The sequence below is a fragment of the Tatumella morbirosei genome, assembly GCF_000757425.2.
Classification (GTDB): Bacteria; Pseudomonadota; Gammaproteobacteria; order Enterobacterales; family Enterobacteriaceae; genus Tatumella; species Tatumella morbirosei.
Genome location: NZ_JPKR02000004.1, coordinates 165,476 through 191,193, shown reverse-complemented (window position 1 = coordinate 191,193; position 25,718 = coordinate 165,476). Strand labels below are relative to the sequence as shown.

Below are 25,718 nucleotides of genomic sequence, written 5' to 3'. Positions count from 1 at the left end.
CCTATAACTGGTATTTAAAATTGTGACAGGGATCGGATTAGTCAATTTATAGCTTTAATTCGCAGAAATAGTCGTTAAGCGTGACATTTATCACTGTTTTTAATGACAAACTTATCACCGCAATGATATTACATATGATCACAATATGATTATTTGAATGACTATTGCAGAGGGATAACTCTCCTTGCCAACCCATAAATTGGCAGGCAATACGCCTGACAGAGCAGTCGCGACATAGTTAACTACTGTGAAGGCCATCGGAAACTTATCACTGTCACGCAACACTGGTTACCGTAAGAGAGAAATACCGGTGACCGACGGAACGGCCCGGAGAGGGATGTTGAGAAGGAAAGGTACAAAACCACGGTCACTGCCTTAACAGACAGTGGCCGTGGGGAAAAACAGCAACCCGTGACCCGCCGCTGCAGGCGAAGCCACGGAGCTATGCTCAGAAATTAATGTTCACGCGTCTTGCGGAATTCAACATCCGGATAGCGTTCCTGAGTAATATTCAGGTTAACCATGGTCGGAGCGATATAGGTCAGGTTATCGCCACCATCCAGTGCCAGGTTTACCTCGTTCTTACGCTGGAATTCGTCGAATTTTTTCACATCACTGCATTCCACCCAACGTGCGGTAGAAACATTTACCGATTCGTAAATAGCTTCAACGTTATACTCACTTTTCAGACGAGCGACGACCACATCAAACTGCAGCACCCCGACCGCCCCCACAATCAAATCATTGTTAGAGACCGGACGGAAGACCTGCACCGCGCCCTCTTCCGATAACTGAACCAGACCTTTCAGCAACTGTTTTTGCTTCAACGGATCGCGCAGACGAATACGACGGAACAGTTCCGGTGCGAAGTTAGGAATGCCGGTAAACTTCATTTTCTCACCCTGAGTAAATGAATCACCGATCTGAATGGTCCCGTGATTGTGCAGACCGATAATATCGCCAGGATAGGCTTCTTCAACATGCGCACGATCTCCGGCCATAAAGGTCAGAGCATCTGAGATCACCACCTCTTTACCGGTTCGCACCTGGTACATCTTCATGCCTTTTTCATACTTACCTGACACCACGCGCAGAAAAGCCACACGATCGCGGTGTTTCGGGTCCATATTGGCCTGAATTTTAAATACAAATCCGGAAAATTTTTCGTCGGCAGCAACAACTTCACGGGTATCGGTTTGGCGTGGCATTGGCTCCGGAGCCCAGCTCACCAGGCCATCCAGCATATGGTCGACACCAAAGTTACCCAGCGCGGTACCAAAGAATACCGGAGTCAGTTGGCCCTGCAGGAACGCCTGCTGATCGAATTCATGAGATGCTCCCTGAACCAGCTCAAGCTCTTCACGCAACTGAGAGGCCAGTTCATCGCCAATCGCTTCATCCAGCTGTGGATTGTTCAGCCCTTTGACCGTACGAACTTCCTGGATGGTATGTCCCTGCCCGCTCTGATAAAGATAGGTTTCATCTTTATACAGATGATATACCCCTTTAAACAGCTTCCCGCAGCCGACAGGCCAGGTGATCGGGGCACAGGCGATCTTCAGTTCATTCTCAACTTCATCCATGACTTCCATCGGATCACGGATATCACGGTCAAGTTTATTCATGAAAGTCAGGATCGGCGTATCACGTAACCGGGTCACTTCCATCAGTTTACGCGTCCGGTCTTCGACCCCTTTTGCGGCATCAATCACCATCAGACAGCAGTCGACCGCCGTCAGGGTACGGTAGGTATCTTCGGAGAAGTCTTCGTGTCCCGGAGTATCCAGCAGATTGACCAGCTTATCGCGGTAAGGAAACTGCATCACCGAAGTGGTAATCGAGATCCCACGCTGTTTCTCCATCTCCATCCAGTCTGATTTAGCATGCTGGCTGGAACCACGACCTTTTACCGTCCCGGCCGTCTGAATAGCCTGTCCGAATAACAAAACTTTTTCTGTAATTGTGGTTTTACCCGCATCCGGATGCGAAATAATCGCAAATGTGCGGCGACGAGCCACTTCGTCTAAAAAGGGTGCTGTAGCCATTAACAGGTTCTTCACTGTTGGCGGAAACGCATTGCTGGAATGCATTTCCGGAAAATCACGCAGGCCGGGAAATATTTCACCGGCGTTTATCACAGAGATTACTGACCGGCCATCACCGACATCAGTCAATACCCGGGATTTATTCCGGAGAGCCTGTGGTCCGCATTTCTGCCCGTCACCGCTCTCCGCGGGGCATATGTTACATGAAACCGGGCGTTTACGGTATGTCAGCCCGCAGGGTTTATTATTGCTGACCGCTGAAATAAGCGTCTTTTCCTGCCGGAAAACTCTGCGACTCCCGGTTTTGTGCTGAAGCAGATACTGGAGGATTATCCGTCACCTGTTATAAAACAGATAACAATGAGAAAGACTTTCATTACGTATTCCAAATAATTCGCATTACTAAGCGCATGAAAAATAAAGAAATTATCAAGACCCCCTCTTCACAAGGCCGTTCAACTGATGCATAATTCATCACCATAAAGTTACAAAATATAATCTCTGTTAAAAGGTCACTGTTATGCTTACTCCTGATATGATTTCCCGCCTGAACGATCAGTTAAACCTGGAATTCTATTCCGCCAATTTGTATCTGCAAATGAGTGCATGGTGTGCGGATAAAGGCTACGAAGGGGCCGCTGCATTCCTGAAAACCCACTCCCGTGAAGAAATGGATCATATGCAGCGTCTGTTTGATTACCTGAGTGATACCGGCGCATTACCGGTACTGGGCAGTATTGATGCTCCGCCGGTCACTTTTGAATCGCTGTCTGACGTATTTACCCGTACTTATCAGCATGAGCAGTTAATCACTGGTAAAATCAATGAACTGGCGCATGCCGCGATGACCACTCAGGACTACTCTACCTTCAACTTCCTGCAATGGTATGTTGCCGAGCAGCATGAAGAAGAGAAGACCTTTAAAAATGTTCTGGATAAACTGGGCATGCTGGAAAATAGCTCCAACGGGGCTTTCCTGCTGGACAAAGATTTGGGCCGCATGAACAGCAATACTCACGCCTGAGTTTAGCTAAGCAGGGGCCGGTCCCCTGCTTTATTCTGCTGTACCCGATACTGTCTGCTTCTGCTGTGTATTCATAGCATCCTGTCGGGTAAATACCCCAACATAGCGCTGATATCTCAGCGGCTTAATCAGCGATAAATCCACCAGCACCAGCCCGTCAACACAGTTGTTGAAATCCGGATCGCTGCCGAAATCAATAAACTGCACCCCGCCGGGTTCACAAAGCTCAGAATATTGCTTGTACAATGGCGGTATCGCGCATCCCATATTCGCCAGCAGGCGCTTCAGACAGCGTAAGTCCTGCTGATAATCGTCACCACTAAACTGAGCAAGCACCTCGGGTAACGACGCAGGGTAAGGACGGCGGGATGTGGCAAGCTCCGCCGCCGGAGGGAAATAGAGCCGGTAAAAAGCCACCAACAAATCACGTGCCGCTAACGGAAGTCCGCCGGATATGGATACCGGACCGAAAAGATAACGGATATGCGGATATCTGGCCAGAAATGCACCGATTCCCATCCACAGGTACTCCAGCCCGCGGCTGCCCCAGTAAGCCGGCTGAACGAAACTCCGTCCCAGTTCGATACCCTGTGATAATACCGGTAGCATACCCGGATCATATTCAAACAGGCTTTGGCTGTAGATCCCCCGGGTCTCTGCATCCGTGAGTTGCGATGCGGTGGGCAACAGACGATAGGCACCGACAATCTCCAGCGTTTCATCGTCCCACAATACCAGATGGAAATAGTCGTCATCGTAGCGATCCAGATCCCGGCGCCGACCACTGCCTTCCCCGACAGCCCGAAAAGCGATTTCCCTTAAGCGACCAATCTCCCTCAGTACCGGAACATAGCTCTCTTTGCCGCGCTGCCAGAGAAAAATATATTTGCCGTCGGGTAGCCTCCCCAACAGTTCACTGCTAAACAGTTGTTTACGCACGGCTACCCTGTCTTCAGGTCGGGCAATGGCATTTTCGGTCTGAAACAGCCCCGGGCGGCCACGGGCGATCCGGTAAAGATGTTTACGTAGCCGGGAGGCCAGCTCTTTGGCCGGGGTATGACCGTCATACCAGTTACTGAAAGGAATGCGGGCACCCACCTTCATCTTTACGGTAGTCCCACGACAACGGAACATTTCTCTGACCAGCATGAGTAACGCTGCCGGCGGACAGAGTTTGGCTGTCAGATAAAATGGCAGACTGTTTTTACCGGCGACAAACACAGGCAGTACCGGAGCACGGCTTTTGGCAGCCAGCCGGACAAAACTGTGGTGCCAGCGACCATCTTTAATTCCCTTGCTGCTTAAGCGCGAAACTTCCCCGGCAGGGAAGATAATAACCACTCCCTGATTAGCCAACTGCTGCCGGATACCGGACAACTGCTCGCGCCCGGTTTTCTGCCCCATATTATCTACCGGCAGTAACACCGGGTGCAGGCAGGTGAGGCTCATTAGTAAACGGTTAGCCACTATCTTCACATCGCGTCTGACCTGAGCTACGGCATGCAATAAGGCCAGTCCATCTAACGCACCCAGTGGATGGTTAGCCACCAGCACCAGCGGGCCACTGACCGGTATTTGTTCCAGCTCCCGTGCGGTGAGTTCACAGCGAACATCCAGGTACTCGAGCATCTGTTCAACCATCTCCAGTCCATGAAGATGAGGATATTCAGCAGCAAACCGGATAAATTCCTGTTCACGCATCATCCGGCGTAAAAACCGTTTTTGCCATTCAGAGGCATTAAATTCAGGCCAATAGTCCCGCAACAGATGATCGACGGTAAACACCGGGAGTCCCCCTGAAACAGATTAAATAAGGCACTGATGCACAATACGTTTCAGGGATGACAGAGTGATGACAGCCATAGGCTGCCATCACAGAGAGAAGATTATAATTCGAGAGGCGGCAGACGGGTAAAGACACTCAGCAGGCCTTTACTCCATAACTGCCTGATTTGTGAGAAATAAGGATGCTGTTCTGTCAGGTGGTACTGTTCTGCATCGCTGTAACTGTCGGTCCGGTAAATCATCACATCCAACGGCAGACCAACGGATATATTACTGGCCAGTGTGGAATCCATAGAAATCAGTGCGCATTGCATCGCCTGTTCCAGTGGGGTTTCATAGCGCAAAACACGGTCAATGATCGGCTTGCCATATTTACTCTCTCCCACCTGAAAATAGGGAGTATCGACACTGGCTTCAATAAAATTCCCCTGCGCATAAATCTGGAATAACCGGGGTTCTTCACCCCGAATCTGCCCGCCAAGCAACAGAGTACCACTGAACTCCTCCCCGTCACGTTTAATCACTTCGCGCAGAGTTTCTCCGACCTTCAGTGCAACATCATACAGAGATGCTGACTTCAAAATCCCTGACATTTCACCCTCTTCCTGATGAGCTCTCCTGAGCAAACTGAGCACACTCTGAGTCGTGGCCAGATTGCCGGCACTCTGCAGGACCAGCGTCCGTTCATTGTCTACCTGAAAAACGTGTAGCTTTCGGAAGGTAGAGATATGGTCAACGCCGGCATTAGTCCGCGAGTCAGACACAAATACCATGCCTGAAGATAAACGCATTGCGACGCAATAAGTCATAGTAAGGATCCTGATTCCATAAGTGCTATTGTTGCGGAGCAACCTTCTGCACGGCTGCTACAGCCCGCATACTTTCGCCCCCGCCACCCAGCCGTACTCCGCGGACCGGGCAGGCATCCAGATAATCGACCCCGACAGCCAGTTTCAGATGCTGGCGGGTATCACGGGTATTATTTGTAATATCAAAACTTTCCCAGCGATCATTCACAAAGGCCTCTACCCAGGCATGAGTGGCGACATGCTCGTTATTGTCAGTATACAGGTAACCACTGACATAACGTGCCGGAATCCCCAGGCTGCGACAACAAGCCAGAAAAACGTGGCTGTGATCCTGACAGACGCCGGTTCCCCGGGCAAAGACTTCGCTGGCCGTATCGGCCACGGTGGTACTGCCCGGACGATACGGCATTTTTTCCAACACGGCCGTCATTAATGCTTCCAGAGAAACCAGTGGCTGAGCCTCCTGCCAGTATTCCTGAGCAAAAGCACGGATATCACGATCCGGCTGGGTTAATGGCGAGAAACGAAGGAATACCAGTGGCGACAAATGGCATTCATCGGTATAGCTGAAATCATCATGCTCAAGAATGGTCACTTCCCCACGGGCCTGAATTTCCAGCACCTGATGGGGAGAGTCCAGAGTCAGCACATGCATCACATTGCCGTAGGCATCCACCGTCTGTGTGGCTTCGCCAGGCAGCATCAGCTCCCAGTGAACAATCTGCTGATTGGGTGTGTTCTGTGGTGTCAGACGCAGGTACTGGGTGCTGAGTTTCACCTGATCGTCATAGCTATACCAGGTCTTATGATCGATTGTCAGTTTCATTGTGCCTCCAGATACGTTTCCTGAATACTTTGCGCCAGCAGATTTATCCGCGAAGAGAAGTTTTCCAGCCAGACGGAGACTCCCTCAGTAATTAAACTTTCCCAGCTGTTAAATCGTAACTCTGCCAGCATCTGGCTGGTCAGTAAGCGTGGCCTGTCTTCCCCGTGTCTGCCAATCAGCTCCAGCTGCCTTGAGATAGCGTCGATACAGGAGTGCAATGAGCGAGGACTCTCGCTGCGCAGAATCAGCAACTGATTCACGTTATCCTGCATTACCTGTTGATGGAAAATCGTGTGATACCCCTCTTTTGCCGATACGGCTCGCAATAAGGTGTCGAGGAAGTAGTATTCACGTACCGAGTCTTCCTGTACTACGGGCAATTCCTGGTTAATCTTTAGCAAGCGGGCGGTTCCGTCACAACGCTCCAGTTGTGTACCCAGTTGAATAAAGTATAGCGCATCGCCACGTAACAGAGTGCCGAGTAACGCGCCACGAAACAGGTGGGAACGTTCCTTGACCCAGTCAAAAAAACTGTCGGCATTAGCACTGGTCACCCCACGACGACGCATATTACGTAGTTCAATCCAGGTACTGTTAATACTTTCCCAAACTTCCGATGACAGGCTGCCCCGCACCGCATGGGCGTTGTTCCACGCCGATTGCCAGCAACTGTAAATACTGCCGGGATTACGATCGTCGAGTGCATAAAAGTTAAACAGCTGCGGCATGGTGTAACGGCCGTTAAGCATTTCAAACAGCTGTCTGGTCCCGGTCAGATTCACCGGCAGTAACAGTTCGTCCCCTTGTTTCTGATGAACCGAAAGCATCGATAACCGGTTAGTCACATCCAGAACCCGGGCAAGCTGCTCGGCACGTTCCAGATAACGTGCCATCCAATACAATCCACTGGCTGTGCGACTTAACATGATGAATCATCCTCCAGAACCCAGGTATCTTTGGTTCCTCCTCCCTGAGAGGAGTTCACCACCAGTGACCCTTCCGTTAATGCGACCCGGGTCAGCCCGCCAGGAACCAGTCGGATATCGGCTCCGCACAGGGCAAATGGCCGTAAATCGATATGCCGTGGCGCCAGCCCTTCCCCCGTAAATGTCGGGCAGGTGGATAACGACAACGTATCCTGAGCGATATAATTGTCCGGACGGGCCAGCAGTCTGGCGCGGAAATCTTCAATTTCGGCACGGCTGGCAACCGGACCAATCAGCATGCCGTAACCACCGGCACCATGGACTTCTTTGACGACCATTTTGTCTAAATTGGCCAAAACATAGCTCAGATCTTTTGGACGACGACATTGCCAGGTGGGCACATTATTGAGAATAGGTTCTTCCTGCAGGTAATAACGGATCATATCCGGGACATAGGGGTATATCGACTTATCATCAGCAACCCCGGTGCCGATAGCATTCGCCAGCACCACGTTACCTGCACGGTAAACTGACAGCAAACCGGCAACACCCAGCATTGAATCAGCCCGGAATGCCAGAGGGTCGAGAAAGGCATCATCAACACGGCGATAAATAACATCCACTTTGCACGGGCCTTCGGTAGTGCGCATCAGCACCGCACCATCTTTGACAAACAGATCGGCACTTTCCACCAGTTCAACCCCCATTTGCTGAGCAAGGAAGCTGTGTTCAAAGTAAGCACTGTTAAAGCGACCTGGGGTTAATACCACCACAACCGGATCGTTGACCGGCGAACTTTCACGAAGGGTTTGCAACAGATGTGAGGGGTAACGCTCCACCGGAGCAATCGACTGAGTGGCAAACAATTCCGGATACAACCGCATCATCATTTTACGGTTTTCCAGCATATAAGAGACCCCGGACGGTGTCCGAAGATTGTCCTCCAACACATAGTATTCACCGTCACTGTTACGCACCATGTCCACACCGACGATATGTGCGTAAATGTTCCGGTGCAAATCAACACCCTGCATGCAGGGTTGATATTGATCATTGACCAGTACCTGTTCGGCAGGAATAATGCCGGCCTTCAGGATATGCTGCTGGTGATAAATATCGTGCAGAAACAGGTTTAATGCCCGGACCCGCTGGCGGATACCTTTATCCAGTTGCGCCCATTCACTGGCCGGGATAATGCGCGGAACACTATCGAACGGGATTAGCCGGTCAGCACCGTCATCATCACCATACACATTGAAAGTAATGCCGACGCGGTGAAATAATAGTTCTGCCTCCTCTTTTTTGCGGGCGATAGCCTCTTTATCAGCCTGTTTTAACCACTCCCAGTAGTCTTTGTAGTGGGGCCGGTACAATCCATCTTTGAGTAACATCTCATCATAAAAATTTGCTGCTATCTGATAGCTATGATTCATGCTCCACCCACCGCTTTCCTGTGATGACCTGAGATAGCTCTGCATTTTTTATGCCAGGAGTTGGGCATAAAATTTTCTGAAATCCCGTCAGTTAGTGTTGTTTATCGAAAAGAAACCTGCTCAATATTGCTAAACGAGCCCCGTACTTCCTTACCACGCCTGTTATCTGTGCGCGCAGTGTGGAGGTGCACCGTTTCAGGGAATTGCAAACTGGCTGTTTTTTAACAGGTTAAATCTGTATTTCACAGTTCCACCCCATAACAGTGCCTGCCATGACGGGTTTTCACTGTTATGCAGCAATCGGTTAACAAAAATCGTCGTTCCGTTAACTGTTATAGCCACGATTGGCTTATCTGTCTCTTTCCTGTATGAAATATTTATGATGAACTGAGGGCAGAACAGCGGAGGATATATGGATAAAGTTAAACAAATTCTTCAGCAGGAAATCGATCGTCTTAATACTGCAGAACGACGGGATAACCTGCCACGCTTCAGTTTTACGTTTTTACGTAAACATCCCGGACTGTGGTTCGTGATGTATCTTTGTTATGCATTGTGCGTGGCGCTGATCTTCTCTACCGAAATGTTGGGCTGGCCTGCCTTCTGGTTCGCCACCGCCTTTGTGCTGGGGATGAGCCTGTTAATGCTGATGGATATCTCGCCTAAATACCGGTTTGAAGATATCGATGCCCTGGATTTACGGGTCTGCTATAACGGCGAATGGTACTATATTCGTGCCGTCTCTGAGCAATGCATCAACGCCATTAACAACGACCCGGAAGTGCCATCACAGGTGAAACAGGGTATCGCCAGGTTACTGGAAAAAAAAGGGGAGGTGGATTTTTACGATATCTATCATCTGGCTTCGGGGGGGGCGCAGTGCAGCGACTATCTGAGGGGTTCAGTCAAGCTGGTCGCTAATCAACTCCCCGAGAATAGTCACCGCCTGCTCTGCACGTTGATCCCACGGCCAGGCGGCATTAAAACGAAAACAGTGACGATGCTGCCGGGACGCTGAGAACAGCTCTCCCGGCGCTATACTAATCCCCTTCTGCAGAGCCTGGTGATACAGCAGTGTACTGTCCAAACCTGCAGGCAGTTCAATCCACAAAAAATACCCGCCATGATCAGCATGGATCACAGCTTCCCGGGGCAAGGCCCGTTTCAAAGCCGCAATAGCCAGCTTTTTACGCGAGACAAGCTGGCGCCGCAGGCGTTTCAGGTGCTGGTCATAGTGCTGGCTTTCCAGGAAACCGACCAGTGCCAGTTGTATCGGCGTACTTACCGAGAGAGTACTCATCAGCTGTAGCTGCTGAACCCGCAACGCATGTCCCCGGGTGACTACCCAGCCGACACGAAATCCGGCCACCAGATCTTTCGAGAAAGAACCACAATGCAACACTGTTCCGCCCTTATCCCATGCCAGAGCCGGTAGCGGAGGCTGCTCCCCTTCCCACAGACTGGCATAAACATCGTCTTCAATCAGCGCCACCTGATTCTCTGCCAGCAGACTGACCAGTTGCTGTTTACGTTCTGCGGATAAGGTGTAACCCAGTGGGTTCTGGTGACTGGTCATTAGCCAGCAGGCTTTTACCGGCCAGCGTTGCAGCGCCTGTTCCAGTCGGAGCAAATCAATCCCCTCGCCAGGCAAGGCAGGGATCGCCAGCGCTTTCAGTTTTAGCCGTTCAATCGCCTGCAGGGCACCGTAAAATGCGGGGCTTTCGATAATCACCCAGTCCCCCGGTTCTGTCACCGCTTGCAGGCTCAGGTTCAGAGCATCCATAGCGCCATTGGTGATCACAATATCGTCAGGTGAGACCAGAATGCCCTGACGGGTATAGCGACGGGCCAGAATCTTGCGTAATTCCACATTACCGGGCGGCAGATTATCGATAGCATCACTCACGGTCAAATGTCGGGAAACATCGCCTAATGAACGCATCAATGCCCGCATCGGAAAGAGTTCAGGGTCGGGAAACGCTGAGCCAAAGGGCACTATCTGTGGGTCACGGCAGGCCTGAAGGACATCGAAAACAAAACGGTTAGTGTCCGTCTGTTCACTGTGTCTGACCGCCGCAGCTTGCCGGGGAAGGCCGGGGGCGACATAGTACCCGGATTGCGGACGAGAGGTAATCCATCCCTGGCTTTCCAGCAAAGTATAGGCATTCATTACGGTCATCAGACTGACCTGTAACAGTTCAGACTGGGCACGTAACGAAGGCAGCTTATCTCCTGGCTGCCAGACGCCCGCCTCTATTTGCTGCTGCATCTGTTGTGCAATCTGCTGAAATTTACTCACATCACTCCGGAATTACGGTTCCTGTCGACAACCACAGGACTATTGACAGCACTGTGCCGCCGATCAGGCCCTGATTTTTTGCGATCCGGTTTCCGGCACCAGATCCAGTTTAACCGGACGGGGCAGCTTACCGGCGATTTCCGGCATTACTAGCTGCTCCGGAGGTACCGGCCGACTGAAATAGAACCCCTGCAGGATGTTACATCCCAGGCTTGCCAGTTGACGTTGCTGTTCCTCGGTTTCTACACCTTCCGCCACGATGTTCAGATTCATATTTTTGGCCAGATCGATGATCATCGCCAACAACCGGGTATCGGTGGACTGCTTATTGATCTCCCGGACAAATGCACGGTCAATTTTCAGCTCACTGGCAGGCATACTTTGCAGATACAGCAGACTGGAATAACCGGTACCAAAATCGTCAATCGAGACTTTAATACCATATTCTTTCAGGGCCGTCAGAATGCGAATCGTTTCCTGCGGGGAACGCATTGCGGTGGTTTCGGTAATTTCCAGGATAAGTTTGTCGGCCGGAACCTGATTGGCCGATAAGGCATTCAGCACGACGCTTTGCAACATTTCCTGCTCAAACTGAAGTGCTGAAAGGTTCACCGAAACGGAGAGCTCAGTATTGCCCTGAGCATGCCAGATTGCGAGCTGACGGCAGGCTTCATTTAGCACCCACTCACCGACCTGAATAATCATACCGCTCTTTTCGGCAATCGGTAAAAACTTATCCGGAGAGAGCAGGCCGCGGGTCGGATGCTGCCAGCGTACCAGGGCTTCGTAGCCGATGATGCTGCCGCTCTGTGCATCATTCTTCGGCTGATAGAACAGACGCAGTTCGTTGTGGTACAGCGCCCGCCACAATTCGTTTTTAAGTTGTACCTGGCTTTTACCCATCGAATTCATGCTGGCACGGTAGATGCTGTAACCGTTACGACCGTTATTCTTGGTGTGATACATCGCAACATCAGCATTGAACATCATTTCGCGACCTTCAGCGCCATGTTGCGGATACTGTGCAATACCAATACTGATAGAAACCATCAGTTCATATTCAGCGATATGGAAAGGTTGCTCAATCGACTTCACCATCCGGGCGGCGATGTCTTCAGCCTGCTCAACAGAAGTGCCCGGAGTCAGCAAAATAAATTCATCTCCCCCTACCCGCGCCAGCACCTGATCTTTTTCAAGAATACTTTTCAGACGGTCAGAAGCCGTCACCAGCAGACGGTCACCAATGTGATGTCCGTAAGCATCATTAATCATTTTGAAACCGTCGAGATCCAGGAACATCAGAGAGAAGGTCTCAATACCTGCAGAGGCATTACGGATATAATGTTCCAGTTGTTCTTCCAGATAAACACGATTAGGCAGCAATGTCAGGGGATCATGCATCGCCAGTTTGTGGAGTTCGCGGTTGGCCTGATGTAATTTTTTCGCAAGCCTGGTGGCTTTAATTTGAGAGTCGACCATCGAAATCAGCAGACTGGAGCCCAGTATCGCCAGAGTAAACAGGAACACCCAGATAGCCAGCGTCGGTGAATTCACCCCATGTCCGTCAATATAACTGGTTTCATGAAAACTGGCGGCCGCCATACCAGTATAGTGCATTCCGGCAATCGCAACCCCCATTACCAGAGATGCCTGTATACGGCGCATCACGATACCGTTATCCCCTTTGCGCAGATTGAAAGCCAGCCAGAGCGCTACGCCTGATGCCACATAGGCTATCAGTACTGATAAAGCGACCAGCCAGTAATTCCATTCGATAGGCGGCTGAACAAGCAGAGCATACATACCGACGTAATGCATCCCTACCACGCCGCTACCAAGTAACAGCGCCCCCCCAACAAGCGGCTAAACTTCAGTTGTTGTTGACCAATCACCCGTTGCAGGGCGGCAACAGAAGCAATAATAACGATGATTAAAGACGCCGCGGTATCAACGGTACCGTAATGCATCGGCATCGGAAACATCATGGCCAGGATGCCAATAAAATGCATCGACCAGACACCAATGCCCATCGCAGTACCGCCACCCACCAGCCATAGCTTTGCTTTCCATCCCTGGGAACTGGCAACCCGTCCTGCTGTATCAAGCGCAGTAAAAGAGGCGATAAAGGCGATGATAAGTGAAATTAACACCAGCCATTTATTCCAGGATACATCCAGCATGCTGACTCCCTTTGTCTTGGGTTATTAAGCAAAGATACAAATAAAAATGACAGAGACAAAAAGGAAAGCTGTCATATTCATTTACAACTAACAGGCAACAGCCAACGCCATAACTTATGCGTTATTTTCCATTATTTCATTAAGCTGTAAAAATTTACAGGTCTGCCCATGGGGGCCGGAAACAAACATAGCGCAACGAATGTTGCTGCATGAAAATCTGTCAGAGAATTTTCTGACAGAGGGCATAGTACGCCAGATAATCCGCCGGAAACAAACCTTAATTAATCTAATGGCTAAAAAAAATAATTTCCCCGAAGAAATCCCGGGTAAATTTCGGTTTTATTCAGGCGGATAGTACACAGAAGAGTCCTTACTGCAAAATACCAGGTCGCTCAGGCCTGTGGCCTGAGCGACAACGGACTACATACTGTGCAGTGGCCCGGCTGCTTTTTTTTGCTGATAACGGCGAACCAGGTAACCAATACATAGTGTCCCTACCAGACCACAACAACCGGCAAAGGTCAGCCATGCTCCCGGCATTGATTTGTCACCGGTCGCATGAATCAGATAACTGGACACCGCTGGTGTAAATCCACCAAATAAGGCTGTTGCCAGGCTATAGGCCAGAGAGAAACCCGCAGCACGTACTTCGGCCGGCATAATCTCAGCCAGATAGACCACCATTGCCCCGTTATAGCTGGCGTAGAGAAAAGACAGCCACAGCTCGGCGGTCAGCAGATGCCCAAACGATGGTGCTGCCACCATCCACTTCAGTACTGGCCACGCGGTCAGCATGGTTAACAGGGTGAAAGTAATTAACAGTGGACGGCGACCGATCCGGTCGGACAAGGTCCCCATGACCGGCAACCAGAATAAATTCGACACCCCCACTAACAACGTCACCATAAAACTCTGGTGGTCCGTCATCATCAGTACTGTCTTACCAAAGGTCGGGGTAAAGGCGGTAATCATATAGAACATGACGGTCGTGGTCACCACCATCAACATCCCGGCCAGCACCAGTGCCCAGTTACTGGCGACCGAGCGCATAATTTCTGTCATCCCCGGGCGATGTTTACGCTGCTGAAAACTTTCTGTTTCTTCCAGCATCCGCCGGATATAGAACAGGAAAGGAACAATCATACAGCCAATAATAAACGGAATGCGCCAACCCCAGTCCGTCACCTGCCCCTTGCCGAGCCACTGGTTCAGCATCAGTCCCAGCAACGCTGCAAAGATGACTGATATTTGCTGACTCCCCGACTGCCAGCTGACATAAAAGCCTTTACGCCCTTTGGGTGCGATTTCTGACAGGTAAACGGATACTCCTCCCAGTTCCACCCCGGCAGAGAACCCCTGCAACAGGCGGCCGGCCAGGATAATTAACGGAGCCGCTGCGCCAATCGTCTGATACCCGGGGGTCAGAGCAATCGTCAGGGTGCCAATAGCCATCAGGCCCAGGGTCAACAACAACCCTTTACGACGGCCATGATGGTCAATATAAGCCCCGAGAATGATAGCCCCCAGAGGTCGCATCAGAAAACCGGCACCAAAGGTCATCAGTGTCAACATCAACGATGAGTAAGGATCATTGCCAGGGAAAAAGGTTTTAGAAATGGCGGTAGCATAATAGCCAAACACCATAAAGTCGTACATTTCAAGGAAGTTTCCGCTGGTCACCCGGAAAATAGATTTAGCTCCGCTGGTTTTAGCCGCCGGAGCAGAAGTTACCGAATCATTCATTGCTCAACCCTGCCGTTATAGTTTTAGTCTGCTCTGACTATTTACCCCGGTTGATACGGGAAAGATGTGACGACAGTCATCTTTACGATTTACAGAAACATACAATTTGGTAACAAAATAACAACCACCCGGCAGGAGCATCAGACTATTTCTGAATAACAGGTAAAAAAAACCTCCCGGAGGGAGGCTTATTCGGTGTTGCTCAGTGCCGGAATTAATTGGCTGCGCTGCTGCCAGCGCTTTCCAGCCCCATCAGTCCAATTTTCAGATAGCCTGCGGCGCGTAGCTCATCCATCACGCCCATCAGAGTGGCATAGTCCACATCTTTATCCGCCTGGAAGAAAATGGTGGTATCTTTATTGCCAGTGGTCTGTGAATCAATAGCTGAGACTAACTGCTCTTTCGAGACTTCGTTATTGCCGACATACAGTTGCTTGTCTGCTTTAATACTCAGATAGACCGGCTTATCCGGACGGGGCTGTGGAACGCTGGTCGAAGCCGGCAGGTTAACCTTGACATCCACGGTCGCCAGCGGCGCGGCAACCATAAAAATAATCAACAGCACTAACATGACATCGATAAACGGCGTCACGTTAATCTCACTCATTTCTCCATCGCTTTCTAAATCATCTTTCAGATGCATAGCCATAGCCATTAACTCACACGCAGTTTATGTGCCGAAGCCCGCAGATCTACCGGCTCATGGCTCTGACCGAGATCCAGATCACGGCTCTGCAGCAATAACACCTGAGCGGCAGTATCGCTTAATGAAGCTTTATATCCGGCAATCATCCGGGCAAATACGTTGTAAATCACTACGGCAGGAATCGCAGCCACCAGGCCAACCGCCGTAGCCAGCAGTGCCTCGGCAATCCCCGGCGCTACGACCGCCAGGTTAGTCGTCTGAGTTTGAGCAATTCCGATAAAGCTGTTCATGATTCCCCAAACGGTCCCGAACAGACCAATAAAGGGTGCCACAGAGCCGATAGTCGCCAGGAAACCATTGCCCCGCGATGCATATCGCCCGACGGCTGCAACTTTACGCTCCAGACGGAAAGCCGTACGATCTTTGATACCATCGGTGTCTTCTGCGCCGGCAGAAAGCTGGCGTTCATCCTGTGCTTCCGCAATCAGGCTGCGGCAATGGCTGCTGGCTGAGAATTTACTGGCAACATCCACTGCCTGCTGTAAGGTGCGAACGTCTTTCAGTGTTTTCTGTTCTGATTTGAGACGCCGTTTGGCTGAGCTTAATTCGGTAAACTTGCCGAAGAAAATTGCCCAGGTAACCACAGAGGCGAGCAATAAACCTATCATTACCACTTTTACAACAATATCAGCATGATGATACATGCCCAGAACGGACAGATCCGTTTGCATCAAATTATTGGTCACCACGTGTACTACCCCATCTCAACGTTTAATTTCTTGCTATTCCGCGATGATACCAAATCACAGCTTAATTGATAGTAGTTATCATTAGTATTTACAAATTCTTCTGTTATTCGTGGCTGGCATCAGTGACAGTTTCTGGTTAACCGACAGCGGCCGGATAGCTTGTTATCCATGACTTTCCATATAATCCAAGCCGCGATTTTTCTTTCTGACTCTGCCCTGAGCAATAATTCATGTTAAGTTGTAGTCAAGGCATTTACAGGCAGAGCAGAAATCAATGACAGACAAGAAATTAGAAAAAAAACTGGAAACTACACTGGTCAGTGCCGGCCGGCAAAAACGCTATACTGCCGGCGCAGTTAACAGCGTAATTCAGCGTGCGTCCTCGCTGGTATTCGACACGGTGGCTGATAAAAAACGTGCCGCTGCAGGACGAACCCGTGGTGAGTTATTTTACGGTCGCCGGGGGACTCTGACGCATTTTTCATTGCAGGATGCCATGACCGAACTGGAAAACGGTGCCGGATGTGCCCTGTATCCCTGCGGTGCTGCCGCGGTGACCAATGCCATTCTGGCGTTTGTTGAAAGCGGTGACCATGTCCTGATGAGCGGTTCGGTCTATGAGCCGACCCGTGATTTCTGTAATGTGATACTGCGTAAACTTAACGTAGCGACCACTTTCTTCCCTCATACCAGTGGCGCTGAGATTATTCAGTGGCTGAAACCTGAAACCAGGGTGGTATTTCTGGAATCGCCGGCCTCCATCACCATGGAAGTCCAGGATATTCCGGCGATTGTCGCCGCCATCCGTCAGACCGCTCCGGATGCCATTATTATGATGGATAACACCTGGGCTGCCGGGGTACTGTTTAACGCGCTCGATTTCGGCATTGATATTTCCATTCAGGCGGGCACCAAATATCTGATAGGGCATTCCGATGCTATGGTAGGCACCGCAGTCGCGAATCAGCGCTGCTGGGACACCTTACGCGAAAATTCCTACCTGATGGGACAAATGGTGGATGCTGATACCGCCTATATGACCTCCCGGGGCCTGCGAACCCTGGGAGTCAGATTGCGTCAGCATGAAGAGAGCAGTATCCGTGTCGCTGAGTGGCTGGCAGGTCGTGAAGAGGTCTGGCGGGTCAACCACCCTGCACTGCCTCAGTCACCAGGCCACCTGTTCTGGAAGCGTGATTTTTCCGGCAGTAGTGGTTTGTTCTCATTTATTCTGCGCCGCGAGCTGTCGCGTGAAGCATTGGCTGACTTCCTGGATAATTTTCAGCATTTCAGCATGGCTTATTCTTGGGGGGGCTTTGAATCCCTGATTCTGGCCAATCAGCCACATGAAATTGCGGCCATCCGCCCGGAACAGGAACCACGCTTACCGGGAACCCTGGTCAGACTGCATATTGGTCTGGAAAACGTCGATGATTTAATTGCTGACCTGGCCGCGGGTTTCGACCGGCTGGCTCGCCATGCCTGACCATTTATCTGGTCTGCATGGCAGGAAATTAATGAGCGGTGTCTGTCGCCAGCTGGCGGATACCGGCAGTATTAACCCCTGACACGGGTCAGGTTACGGGAAAGAAAATGAGTGCTATACAGGAGATAATCCATGCTCTGTGGCATCAGGATTTCGCCGTACTGGCAGATCCTCATGTTATCTGGATTGTCTACGCGGTGATGTTTTGCATGTTGTTTCTTGAAAACGGGTTATTACCGGCGGCTTTTTTACCGGGGGACAGTTTATTACTGCTGGCAGGTGCCATGGTAGCCAAAGGCGTGATGGGATTTATTCCCACCATAGTGATCCTCACCAGTGCTGCCAGCCTGGGATTCTGGATGGGCTATCTGCAGGGGCGCTGGCTGGGAAATACCCGGCTGGTACAGGGGTGGCTTAAACATTTACCCGCCAAATATCATCAGCGGGCCTGGCAGATGTTTAACCGTCATGGTCTGGCCGCTTTACTGGCAGGCCGGTTTCTGGCGTTTGTCCGCACGGTCCTGCCTACCATGGCAGGAATTTCCGGGCTCAGCAACACTCGTTTCCAGCTGTTCAACTGGTTGAGCGGGCTGTTGTGGGTGGTACTGCTGGTCGCCCTGGGTTACGGTTTCAGCCACGTGCCGTTTATTAAACGTCATGAAGATCAGGTCATGGCCTTACTGATGCTGTTACCGCTGCTGCTGCTGGTCTGCGGTCTGGCAGGCAGCCTGGTATTTCTGTGGAAGAAAAAACGCCAGACCTCTGTCTGAAACGAAACCTGCTGACGTCAGGCATCTGCTGATGCCTGACGTACCCGTTGAATTTCTTCTCCGGGCGTTACCCCGAAATAGCGTTTATATTCGCGGGAAAACTGTGACACGCTTTCATAACCCACTTCGATAGCCGCATTGCCGGCTTTCATTTGTTGATGAGCCAGTAACCGTCTGGCCTCATGTAGCCGGTAACGTTTCAGGTATTGCAGCGGTGAGGTCTGCGTGACCGTTTTAAAATGGTGATAAAATGCCGATGTACTCATATTGACCTCGGCGGCCAGCACATCAATACTCAGCCCTGTCCGGTAATCCTGCTCAATTCTGCGCAGGGCTTTGGCTATCTGGCTAATGCGGGTTTGACTGTTGGCCAGAGATAACAGTGCCCTGCCACAAGGACCGGTCAGCAGATAAAAATACATCTCTTTAATTACCTGGTTCGCCAGAAGTCTGGCTTCCAGAGGCCGGGTCATCATATCCAACAGCCTTTCGCTAATTCTCAGCATATCGTGAGTTAACTCTGCTGAATGGATAGCCGTTGTCAGCTGAGGTGGCTGATAATCGTACTGTTCGCCAATTTCAAGGATCATTTCCTGCACCGACAGCATATCCACATCAATAAATAACCCGGCCAGTGGATGCTCCCGGCTGCCATGCGTTTCACATTCAACCGGTAGTGCGACACTGAGCAACAGATAACGGCTGGGATCGTAACTGAAACTAACATCACCAAGATATCCGGTTTTACTGCCCTGAAACAAAATGGCTATCCCCGGACGATACATGACCGGGCTGAGTGTTAAATGTTTATCGGAATACATCAGCGATACATTTTTCAGCGGGCTGATCCCTCCGGACAGGGAATGATGCAAAGCGATGACCTGCTGCGCCAGACGCTGACAATAACCGTTATCAGACATGAAATCTCCAGTTTTGCCGGTATCCGGCTCCCCGCGAGGGGCTAAAAAATACTCAATATCAGACAATCACCCTCTGCCAGATACCAGGATAGCAACTACACTTAACTTCAGCCCTCACCACCTGACGTGTTTTTCTGCCACGGAGGAAACTGAAATGTCCGAACAATCCATGATCAGACTCAATGACGGTCAGCTTATGCCACAGGTTGGACTCGGCGTCTGGCAGGCTTCAGTCGAAGAAACCCGACATGCCGTCCAACACGCATTGCAAACCGGCTATCGTTCCATCGACACTGCAGCCATATATCAGAACGAAGAAGGTGTGGGTCAGGCGCTAAGCGATACAGCTCTGCCACGCGAAGAGCTGTTTATTACCACTAAACTGTGGAACAGTGACCAGACCCACGCGGCTAAAGCCCTTGAGCTCAGCCTGAAAAAATTACAGCTTGATTATATAGACCTGTATCTTATCCACTGGCCCTGCCCGCAGCAGAATGAGTATATCGGGGCCTGGCAGCAACTGATTGAGTTACAGAAACAGGGGCTGATTAAAAGTATTGGCGTATGTAATTTCCAGCAGGAGCATCTGCAAAATATCATTCGTGAAACTGGCGTCACCCCGGTGATTAATCAGATAGAACTGCACCCTTTGTTCCAACAACGTCCGATGCATGCATGGAACGGATTACATCATATTCAGACCGAATCCTGGAGCCCGTTAGCTCAGGGGGGTAAAGGCGTCTTCGATCATCCGAAAATTCGCGCTCTGGCGGATAAATATCAGAAAACCCCGGCACAGATTGTCATCCGCTGGCATATCGATAATGGTCTGGTGGTCATCCCTAAATCGGTCACCGCAAAACGGATTGAAGAGAATTTTTCGGTGTTTGATTTTAGCCTGGAAAAAACCGAGCTGAGTGATCTGACCGTGCTGGAAGCAGGTAAACGACTGGGCCCGGATCCGGATACTTTTAACAAGACCTGAACCGCATAGTTCACAGCTTAGCCACTGCCACGGCAGTGGCTAACTGATAAATTTTTGCAGCAAACGGATGGCTCTGTTCATGGCTTCTTCCCGCTGTTCGCCGTAGGAATGACCATCCTGTTGAGCCTGCTGCATAACAGTCACCAGTCCCTGTACAGACAGGCTTTGTCCGTCGCCCAGTAATTCCAGTACCGCCCCCCTGTCTCATTACAGATGGCTTTCGCTGCGGTGAAATCATCTTCTTTCGACATTTCCGGCTCCGGAGATACGGGTTGTTAGTTAATCGACTGCTGGACCATCAGTTGGCCTGCACAGCCACGATCGGCCAGTTCCAGATTCTGACTATAGTAGACAAACGGAAAATGCTCTGAAGAATTTTGTGGGAAAGTCACCAGTAACTCAACACTGCCATCCACCCAGACAGTATCTTTCCAGCCACGATCTTCGACCATCGCCGGGGCGCCGTTAACACTGATTATCAGGAACATAGCACCCTGAATATGGAACGGCTGAGGCTGATTTGCCTGAATTGTCCAGCGCTCAACCGTGCCCTGCCGCACCACGGTATCAATACGATTTATATCCCAGGCTGCGCCGTTGATTCCCGCCGGAGAATCGTCCAGCCGAATCTGACGGCTGCCGGAAACATTATTTGCCTGTGGCTGTGGAGCGAGTTGCGCAGGAAGGCCGTCAGTGACCAGTGGTAATAATCCGGTAGGACGCAGAGTTAACACCAGTGTTGAGGTCAGAATCGATGAGGGTTCAAAAATACCTTTTATACGCTCAATGAGGGTCGCAGCAGTCCCCGCGGTGATAGACACATCTTTCCCCTGGGAGAGGTCGATCAATACTTCACGGCGTTCACCGGGGGCCAGTGATAACTGTTGTACGGTGACCGCAGACGGTAAGAAACCCTGATCGCCCGCGATGACAGTGAAAGGACGGTTATCGCTGAGCTGTAGCTGGTATCGACGGGCGTTAGAAGCATTGAGTAACCGTAAGCGGACCCAGCCTCTGGAGACATTGACATAAGGTTCTCTGATTCCATTGACCAGCAGGATATCGCCGTAAAATCCTTCATCTGCGCCACTGTCATACACCGGTGAGCCAAAATTATCCAGACGTTTATCCTGAATAATCAATGGGAAGTCATCCACACCATAATGTTTAGGCAGTGGTAAAGACTTACTGTTGTCATCTTCTATCAGCCACATACCGGCCAGGCCGTTATACACATGAGGGGCCATATGGTGAGGAGTATCGGCATGATACCAGCAGGTTGCTGCGGCCTGACGCACCGGCAGTATCGGCGCCCAGTCAACATTAGGTGAAATCTGTCGTGGTGCCCCGCCATTTAACGCCCCCTGCACCTGTAATCCGCTGACGGTCATTGACACCGGCTCGGGCAGACGATTGCTGTAGATCAGCTTAACATTATCACCATTATGTACCCGGACGGTGGGACCGAGATAGAGTCCGTTAAATCCCCAGACCGGAGCCTTACTGGTGCCGTTAAATGCCCAGTGACTGGCCTGTAAGGTTAAAAACAGTGGCTGACCACGGCGTGACTCTAGCAGAGGAGGTACCGGCAGAGCATTTTCTCCGGTGTCTGCTGCCAGGGCACTGTGCGGAAGTAAAGTACTGCCGAGAGCTGCGCCGGCGGATAACTGCAGAAACTGACGACGGTTAAAAGACATAATACTTCTGACCTTATACTGATAACACCGCAGGTGGTGGTTCACCACAAACAAGCAACACGCCGGGCCCATTTTTGGCCGCAGCGAACAACTATTTTTCCTTTGCCCGGCGAGCGACTTCTTCATTTAACGCATCAAGTCGGGCCGACATCAGCTCACGACAATGGGTTGCCAGCTTACGCGCAGACTGGCCTTCAAATTGTTTTACATCCACCGGGGGCAGCATTTCGACAATCACCAGTCCGTTATGCCAGCGGTTCAGCTTAATTTGATTATGCGTATTGGAAATAACAATCGGGATCACCGGTACGCCGGCAGCCAGAGCTGCGTGAAAGGCACCGGTTTTAAACGGCAGCAATCCCCGACCACGGCTACGGGTTCCTTCCGGAAACATCCAGAAGGAGATATCTTTCTTTTTAAACTGAGCCACTAATTCGCTGATGGTATCGTGGGCCTTATTACGGTTATCCCGGTCAATCAGCAGATTTCCGGTCAGCCAGTACAGTTGACCAAAAAAAGGTATCCATGCCAGGCTTTTTTTACCGACCGTTACGGTCGGCGGCTGTACCATATTCGCTGCCGTTATCATATCGTAGTTATTCTGGTGGTTAGCAATATAGATAGCATTACCGAAGTTTTTGGCATCAAGAGGTTTGCGTAACTCAACGCGGATCCCAAACACAGAGCTCAGACGGCCGAAAGCGTGAGCAAAGGTGGCGACATGTCGTGGATTTCTGGGCGAAAAACAACACCAGAGGCAACCAAACACACACACGAAAATAGAATAAACAACAACGATAATTGCGCGCACAATCAACAGCATAACAACCTCATAATAGCAGCCTGCGTCACTTCCATCCCTGAAGAGCAGACAGAAACTCCATTGCGGGCAACGCCACAATGGCAGTAGTCATCAGAACCCAGATAAACAGCCGGCAAGTATAACGTTTTTTTACTTTTCGCAGAGACTACCGGCTAATTTATCATTCTGTCGTGTCCACCGTGTCCTGATTCAGTGATGGAGCGTCGACTTCGACCCGGTCGATTCTTTGCAGACCGCGGGGCAACAGCGTGCCACGCCGTCCGCGCTCGGTCCTGAATTTTTGTAAATCATCTTCACGCAACATCAGTTTGCGTTTGCCCACATGCAGAGTCACCACACTCTGAGGTGGCAGCAGTAACAACCAGGCCAGCTTATCGCTTCCCGCAGCGGCTTCAGCCGCCGGAATGGAGATAATCTTATTCCCTTTTCCTTTCGATAACTGTGGCAGGTCTTTCACAGGGAACATCAGCATCCGCCCTGCGGCAGTAATCGCCAGTAACATATCTTCATCGTTATGTACGGCCAGCGGTGTCATGACTTTGGCATTTGCCGGTAAGCTCAGCACAGCTTTACCGGCACGGTTACGCGACAGTAAATCGTTAAAGGTACAGATAAAGCCATAACCGGCATCTGAGGCCATCAACAACCGCTGTTCGTCGGCTTCCATCAGTACCTGTTCCACGACCGCCCCCGGTGGCGGGGTCAGCTTCCCGGTCAGCGGTTCTCCCTGACCACGTGCTGAAGGCAGGCTGTTTGGATCCAGAGTGTAGCTGCGCCCGGTAGAGTCTATAAACGACACCGGCAGGTTACTCTTGCCTTTTGCCGACGCCAGATAACTGTCGCCGGCTTTATAGCTCAGTCCGGCCGGGTCAATATCATGCCCCTTGGCACTTCTTACCCAGCCCATTTGTGACAGTACAACCGTCACCGGCTCGGAAGGCACCAATTCTGTTTCACTGATGGCTTTCGCTTCCTCGCGTTCTCTGAGCGGAGAACGGCGGGAATCACCATAGGTTTTACTGTCAGCCTGCAACTCTTTCTTCAGCAGGGTATTCATCTTACGTTCAGAGGCCAACAGTGCCTGCAACTCATCACGTTCTTTAGCCAGTGCATCCTGCTCACCGCGAATTTTCATCTCCTCAAGTTTTGCCAGGTGACGTAATTTCAGTTCAAGGATGGCTTCAGCCTGAGTTTCGCTGATGGAAAAACGTGACATCAGGACAGCTTTCGGCTCATCCTCATGACGGATAATCTCGATTACTTCGTCAATATTCAGAAAGGCAATCAGTAAACCTTCCAGAATATGCAGCCGGTTAAGGACTTTATCCAGACGGAAACTTAAGCGCTTGCGTACTGTATCCCGACGATATACCAGCCATTCGCTGAGGATCTCCCGCAGGTTCTTCACTGCCGGGCGGTTATCCAGGCCGATCATATTCAGGTTAATACGGTAGCTTTTTTCCAGATCCGTCGTGGCAAACAGATGGTTCATCAGAGGATCAGCATCGACCCGGTTGGAACGCGGTACAATGACCAGCCGCGTCGGATTTTCATGATCGGATTCATCACGCAAATCTTCAACCATCGGCAGCTTTTTATTGCGCATCTGGGCGGCAATCTGCTCCAGAACCCTGGCGCCGGACACCTGGTGAGGCAGCGCGGTGATGACAATTTCACCTTCCTCTTTCTTCCAGACAGCACGCTGACGGACACTGCCGCGACCGTTCTCATAAATCTTTCGGATTTCGCTACGTGGGGTAATAATTTCAGCTTCGGTGGGAAAGTCCGGTCCCTGCACAATATCCAGCAACTCGTCGAGCGGGGTATTGGGCTTATCAATCAGAGCAATGGCCGCATCGGCAACTTCACGCAAATTGTGTGGCGGAATATCGGTCGCCATTCCTACCGCAATACCGGTCGTGCCGTTCAGCAGGATATTGGGTAGCCTGGCAGGCAGCATTTTCGGCTCCTGCAAAGTACCGTCAAAGTTAGCCACATAATCGACTGTGCCCTGCCCCAGTTCACTGAGCAGCAACTCGGCATAGCGTGACAAACGCGATTCGGTGTAACGCATAGCGGCAAAAGATTTCGGATCATCCGGAGCACCCCAGTTTCCCTGCCCGTCAACCAACGGATAACGGTATGAGAAAGGCTGTGCCATCAGCACCATCGCTTCGTAACAGGCACTGTCACCGTGTGGATGATATTTACCCAGAACATCCCCGACGGTACGCGCCGATTTCTTAAACTTCGCGCTGGCATTTAATCCCAGCTCGGACATTGCATAAATAATACGTCGCTGAACCGGTTTGAGTCCGTCCCCGATATAAGGAAGAGCCCTATCCATGATCACGTACATGGAGTAGTTCAGATAGGCGTTTTCGGTAAATTTGTGCAATGCAAGACGTTCTGCACCGTCCCGGGTCATGTCACTCATTGATTATCAATCCTCACTTCGCAGCCAGACAGACACCCGTCTGTGGCAGTTCTCTGCCGGGGATAGTACCTTATTCGCCGTGCTTAGTCACAGGTGCGTTACGCACAGTGCTACCGCTTTAGCCAGCATTTTGGTGGA

General features: G+C 50.8%; 18 protein-coding genes and 2 pseudogenes. 5 read left to right on the top strand and 15 right to left on the bottom strand.

The genetic code is table 11. The features are described from left to right. Positions 1 to 455: 455 nt before the first annotated feature. Positions 456 to 2,045 (bottom strand): peptide chain release factor 3, encoded by a 1,590-nt coding sequence (gene prfC, locus HA49_RS12170; RefSeq protein ID WP_038019265.1) that lies wholly within the window; start codon positions 2,043 to 2,045, stop codon positions 456 to 458. Positions 2,046 to 2,565: 520 nt separating this feature from the next. On the opposite strand from prfC, the gene ftnA reads away from it, so the two are divergent. Continuing rightward, on the top strand, positions 2,566 to 3,069 hold the full coding sequence (gene ftnA / locus HA49_RS12165) for a non-heme ferritin (protein ID WP_038017772.1): 504 nt from the start codon (positions 2,566 to 2,568) through the stop codon (positions 3,067 to 3,069). 30 nt (positions 3,070 to 3,099) lie between these two features. Here ftnA and olsF read toward each other — a convergent pair whose 3' ends face one another. From olsF to HA49_RS12140, 5 genes are all read right to left on the bottom strand, one after another. Then, entirely contained in the window at positions 3,100 to 4,854 is a 1,755-nt protein-coding gene (olsF, locus tag HA49_RS12160) for a bifunctional ornithine lipid synthase OlsF (RefSeq protein ID WP_038017770.1), read from the bottom strand. A 101-nt stretch (positions 4,855 to 4,955) separates the two neighbouring features. Beyond that, positions 4,956 to 5,663 (bottom strand): proteasome-type protease, encoded by a 708-nt coding sequence (locus HA49_RS12155; protein ID WP_038017767.1) that lies wholly within the window; start codon positions 5,661 to 5,663, stop codon positions 4,956 to 4,958. Between the two features lie 25 nt (positions 5,664 to 5,688). Next, positions 5,689 to 6,489, bottom strand: coding sequence for a transglutaminase family protein (locus HA49_RS12150; protein WP_038017765.1), 801 nt, complete (start codon positions 6,487 to 6,489; stop codon positions 5,689 to 5,691). Then, on the bottom strand, positions 6,486 to 7,415 hold the full coding sequence (locus tag HA49_RS12145; RefSeq protein ID WP_038017762.1) for an alpha-E domain-containing protein: 930 nt from the start codon (positions 7,413 to 7,415) through the stop codon (positions 6,486 to 6,488). Before HA49_RS12145 ends, HA49_RS12150 begins: the two co-directional genes overlap by 4 nt. Beyond that, positions 7,409 to 8,848, bottom strand: coding sequence for a circularly permuted type 2 ATP-grasp protein (locus HA49_RS12140; protein WP_038017760.1), 1,440 nt, complete (start codon positions 8,846 to 8,848; stop codon positions 7,409 to 7,411). The genes HA49_RS12145 and HA49_RS12140 overlap by 7 nt, the downstream gene beginning before the upstream one ends. 412 nt (positions 8,849 to 9,260) lie before the next feature. Here HA49_RS12140 and HA49_RS20910 point away from each other — a divergent pair. Beyond that, positions 9,261 to 9,719: pseudogene (locus HA49_RS20910) on the top strand (YlaC family protein); the annotation flags it as partial. Between the two features lie 30 nt (positions 9,720 to 9,749). On the opposite strand, the gene HA49_RS12135 reads toward HA49_RS20910, so the two are convergent. The 5 genes and pseudogenes from HA49_RS12135 to exbB form a co-directional block, all read right to left on the bottom strand. Continuing rightward, entirely contained in the window at positions 9,750 to 11,147 is a 1,398-nt protein-coding gene (locus HA49_RS12135; RefSeq protein WP_038017754.1) for an aminotransferase-like domain-containing protein, read from the bottom strand. A gap of 63 nt (positions 11,148 to 11,210) precedes the next feature. Further along, a pseudogene (locus HA49_RS12130) lies at positions 11,211 to 13,327 on the bottom strand (putative bifunctional diguanylate cyclase/phosphodiesterase). Between the two features lie 420 nt (positions 13,328 to 13,747). Continuing rightward, the gene (gene tcuC / locus HA49_RS12125; RefSeq protein WP_038017749.1) at positions 13,748 to 15,070 is read right to left on the bottom strand and encodes an MFS transporter; all 1,323 of its coding nucleotides are present in this window, start codon (positions 15,068 to 15,070) and stop codon (positions 13,748 to 13,750) included. A gap of 214 nt (positions 15,071 to 15,284) precedes the next feature. Then, complete coding sequence (exbD, locus tag HA49_RS12120) at positions 15,285 to 15,719, bottom strand: TonB system transport protein ExbD (RefSeq protein WP_038019264.1); 435 nt, start codon at positions 15,717 to 15,719, stop codon at positions 15,285 to 15,287. A 5-nt stretch (positions 15,720 to 15,724) separates the two neighbouring features. Beyond that, on the bottom strand, positions 15,725 to 16,462 hold the full coding sequence (gene exbB / locus HA49_RS12115) for a tol-pal system-associated acyl-CoA thioesterase (RefSeq protein WP_038019262.1): 738 nt from the start codon (positions 16,460 to 16,462) through the stop codon (positions 15,725 to 15,727). Positions 16,463 to 16,739: 277 nt separating this feature from the next. Here exbB and metC point away from each other — a divergent pair, with 277 nt between their 5' ends. Together metC and HA49_RS12105 are read left to right on the top strand one after the other, a co-directional pair. Next, positions 16,740 to 17,948: a cystathionine beta-lyase gene (gene metC / locus HA49_RS12110; protein WP_038017746.1), complete on the top strand. Its 1,209-nt coding sequence runs from the start codon at positions 16,740 to 16,742 to the stop codon at positions 17,946 to 17,948. A 107-nt stretch (positions 17,949 to 18,055) separates the two neighbouring features. Beyond that, positions 18,056 to 18,718 (top strand): DedA family protein, encoded by a 663-nt coding sequence (locus HA49_RS12105; RefSeq protein ID WP_038019259.1) that lies wholly within the window; start codon positions 18,056 to 18,058, stop codon positions 18,716 to 18,718. 17 nt (positions 18,719 to 18,735) lie between these two features. Here the strand turns inward: HA49_RS12105 and HA49_RS12100 are convergent, their stop codons facing one another. Next, on the bottom strand, positions 18,736 to 19,638 hold the full coding sequence (locus tag HA49_RS12100) for an AraC family transcriptional regulator (protein WP_038017743.1): 903 nt from the start codon (positions 19,636 to 19,638) through the stop codon (positions 18,736 to 18,738). A 154-nt stretch (positions 19,639 to 19,792) separates the two neighbouring features. Between HA49_RS12100 and dkgA the strand changes: the two genes are divergently transcribed. Continuing rightward, the gene (dkgA, locus tag HA49_RS12095; RefSeq protein WP_038017740.1) at positions 19,793 to 20,623 is read left to right on the top strand and encodes a 2,5-didehydrogluconate reductase DkgA; all 831 of its coding nucleotides are present in this window, start codon (positions 19,793 to 19,795) and stop codon (positions 20,621 to 20,623) included. Positions 20,624 to 20,898: 275 nt separating this feature from the next. On the opposite strand, the gene ftsP is transcribed toward dkgA, so the two are convergent. The 3 genes from ftsP to parC form a co-directional block, all read right to left on the bottom strand. After that, complete coding sequence (ftsP, locus tag HA49_RS12090; RefSeq protein WP_038019257.1) at positions 20,899 to 22,320, bottom strand: cell division protein FtsP; 1,422 nt, start codon at positions 22,318 to 22,320, stop codon at positions 20,899 to 20,901. A gap of 91 nt (positions 22,321 to 22,411) precedes the next feature. Continuing rightward, positions 22,412 to 23,143, bottom strand: a complete 732-nt coding sequence (locus HA49_RS12085; RefSeq protein ID WP_038017737.1) for a 1-acylglycerol-3-phosphate O-acyltransferase — start codon at positions 23,141 to 23,143, stop codon at positions 22,412 to 22,414. Positions 23,144 to 23,303: 160 nt separating this feature from the next. Then, complete coding sequence (gene parC, locus HA49_RS12080) at positions 23,304 to 25,580, bottom strand: DNA topoisomerase IV subunit A (RefSeq protein WP_038017731.1); 2,277 nt, start codon at positions 25,578 to 25,580, stop codon at positions 23,304 to 23,306. Between the last annotated feature and the right edge of the window lie 138 nt (positions 25,581 to 25,718).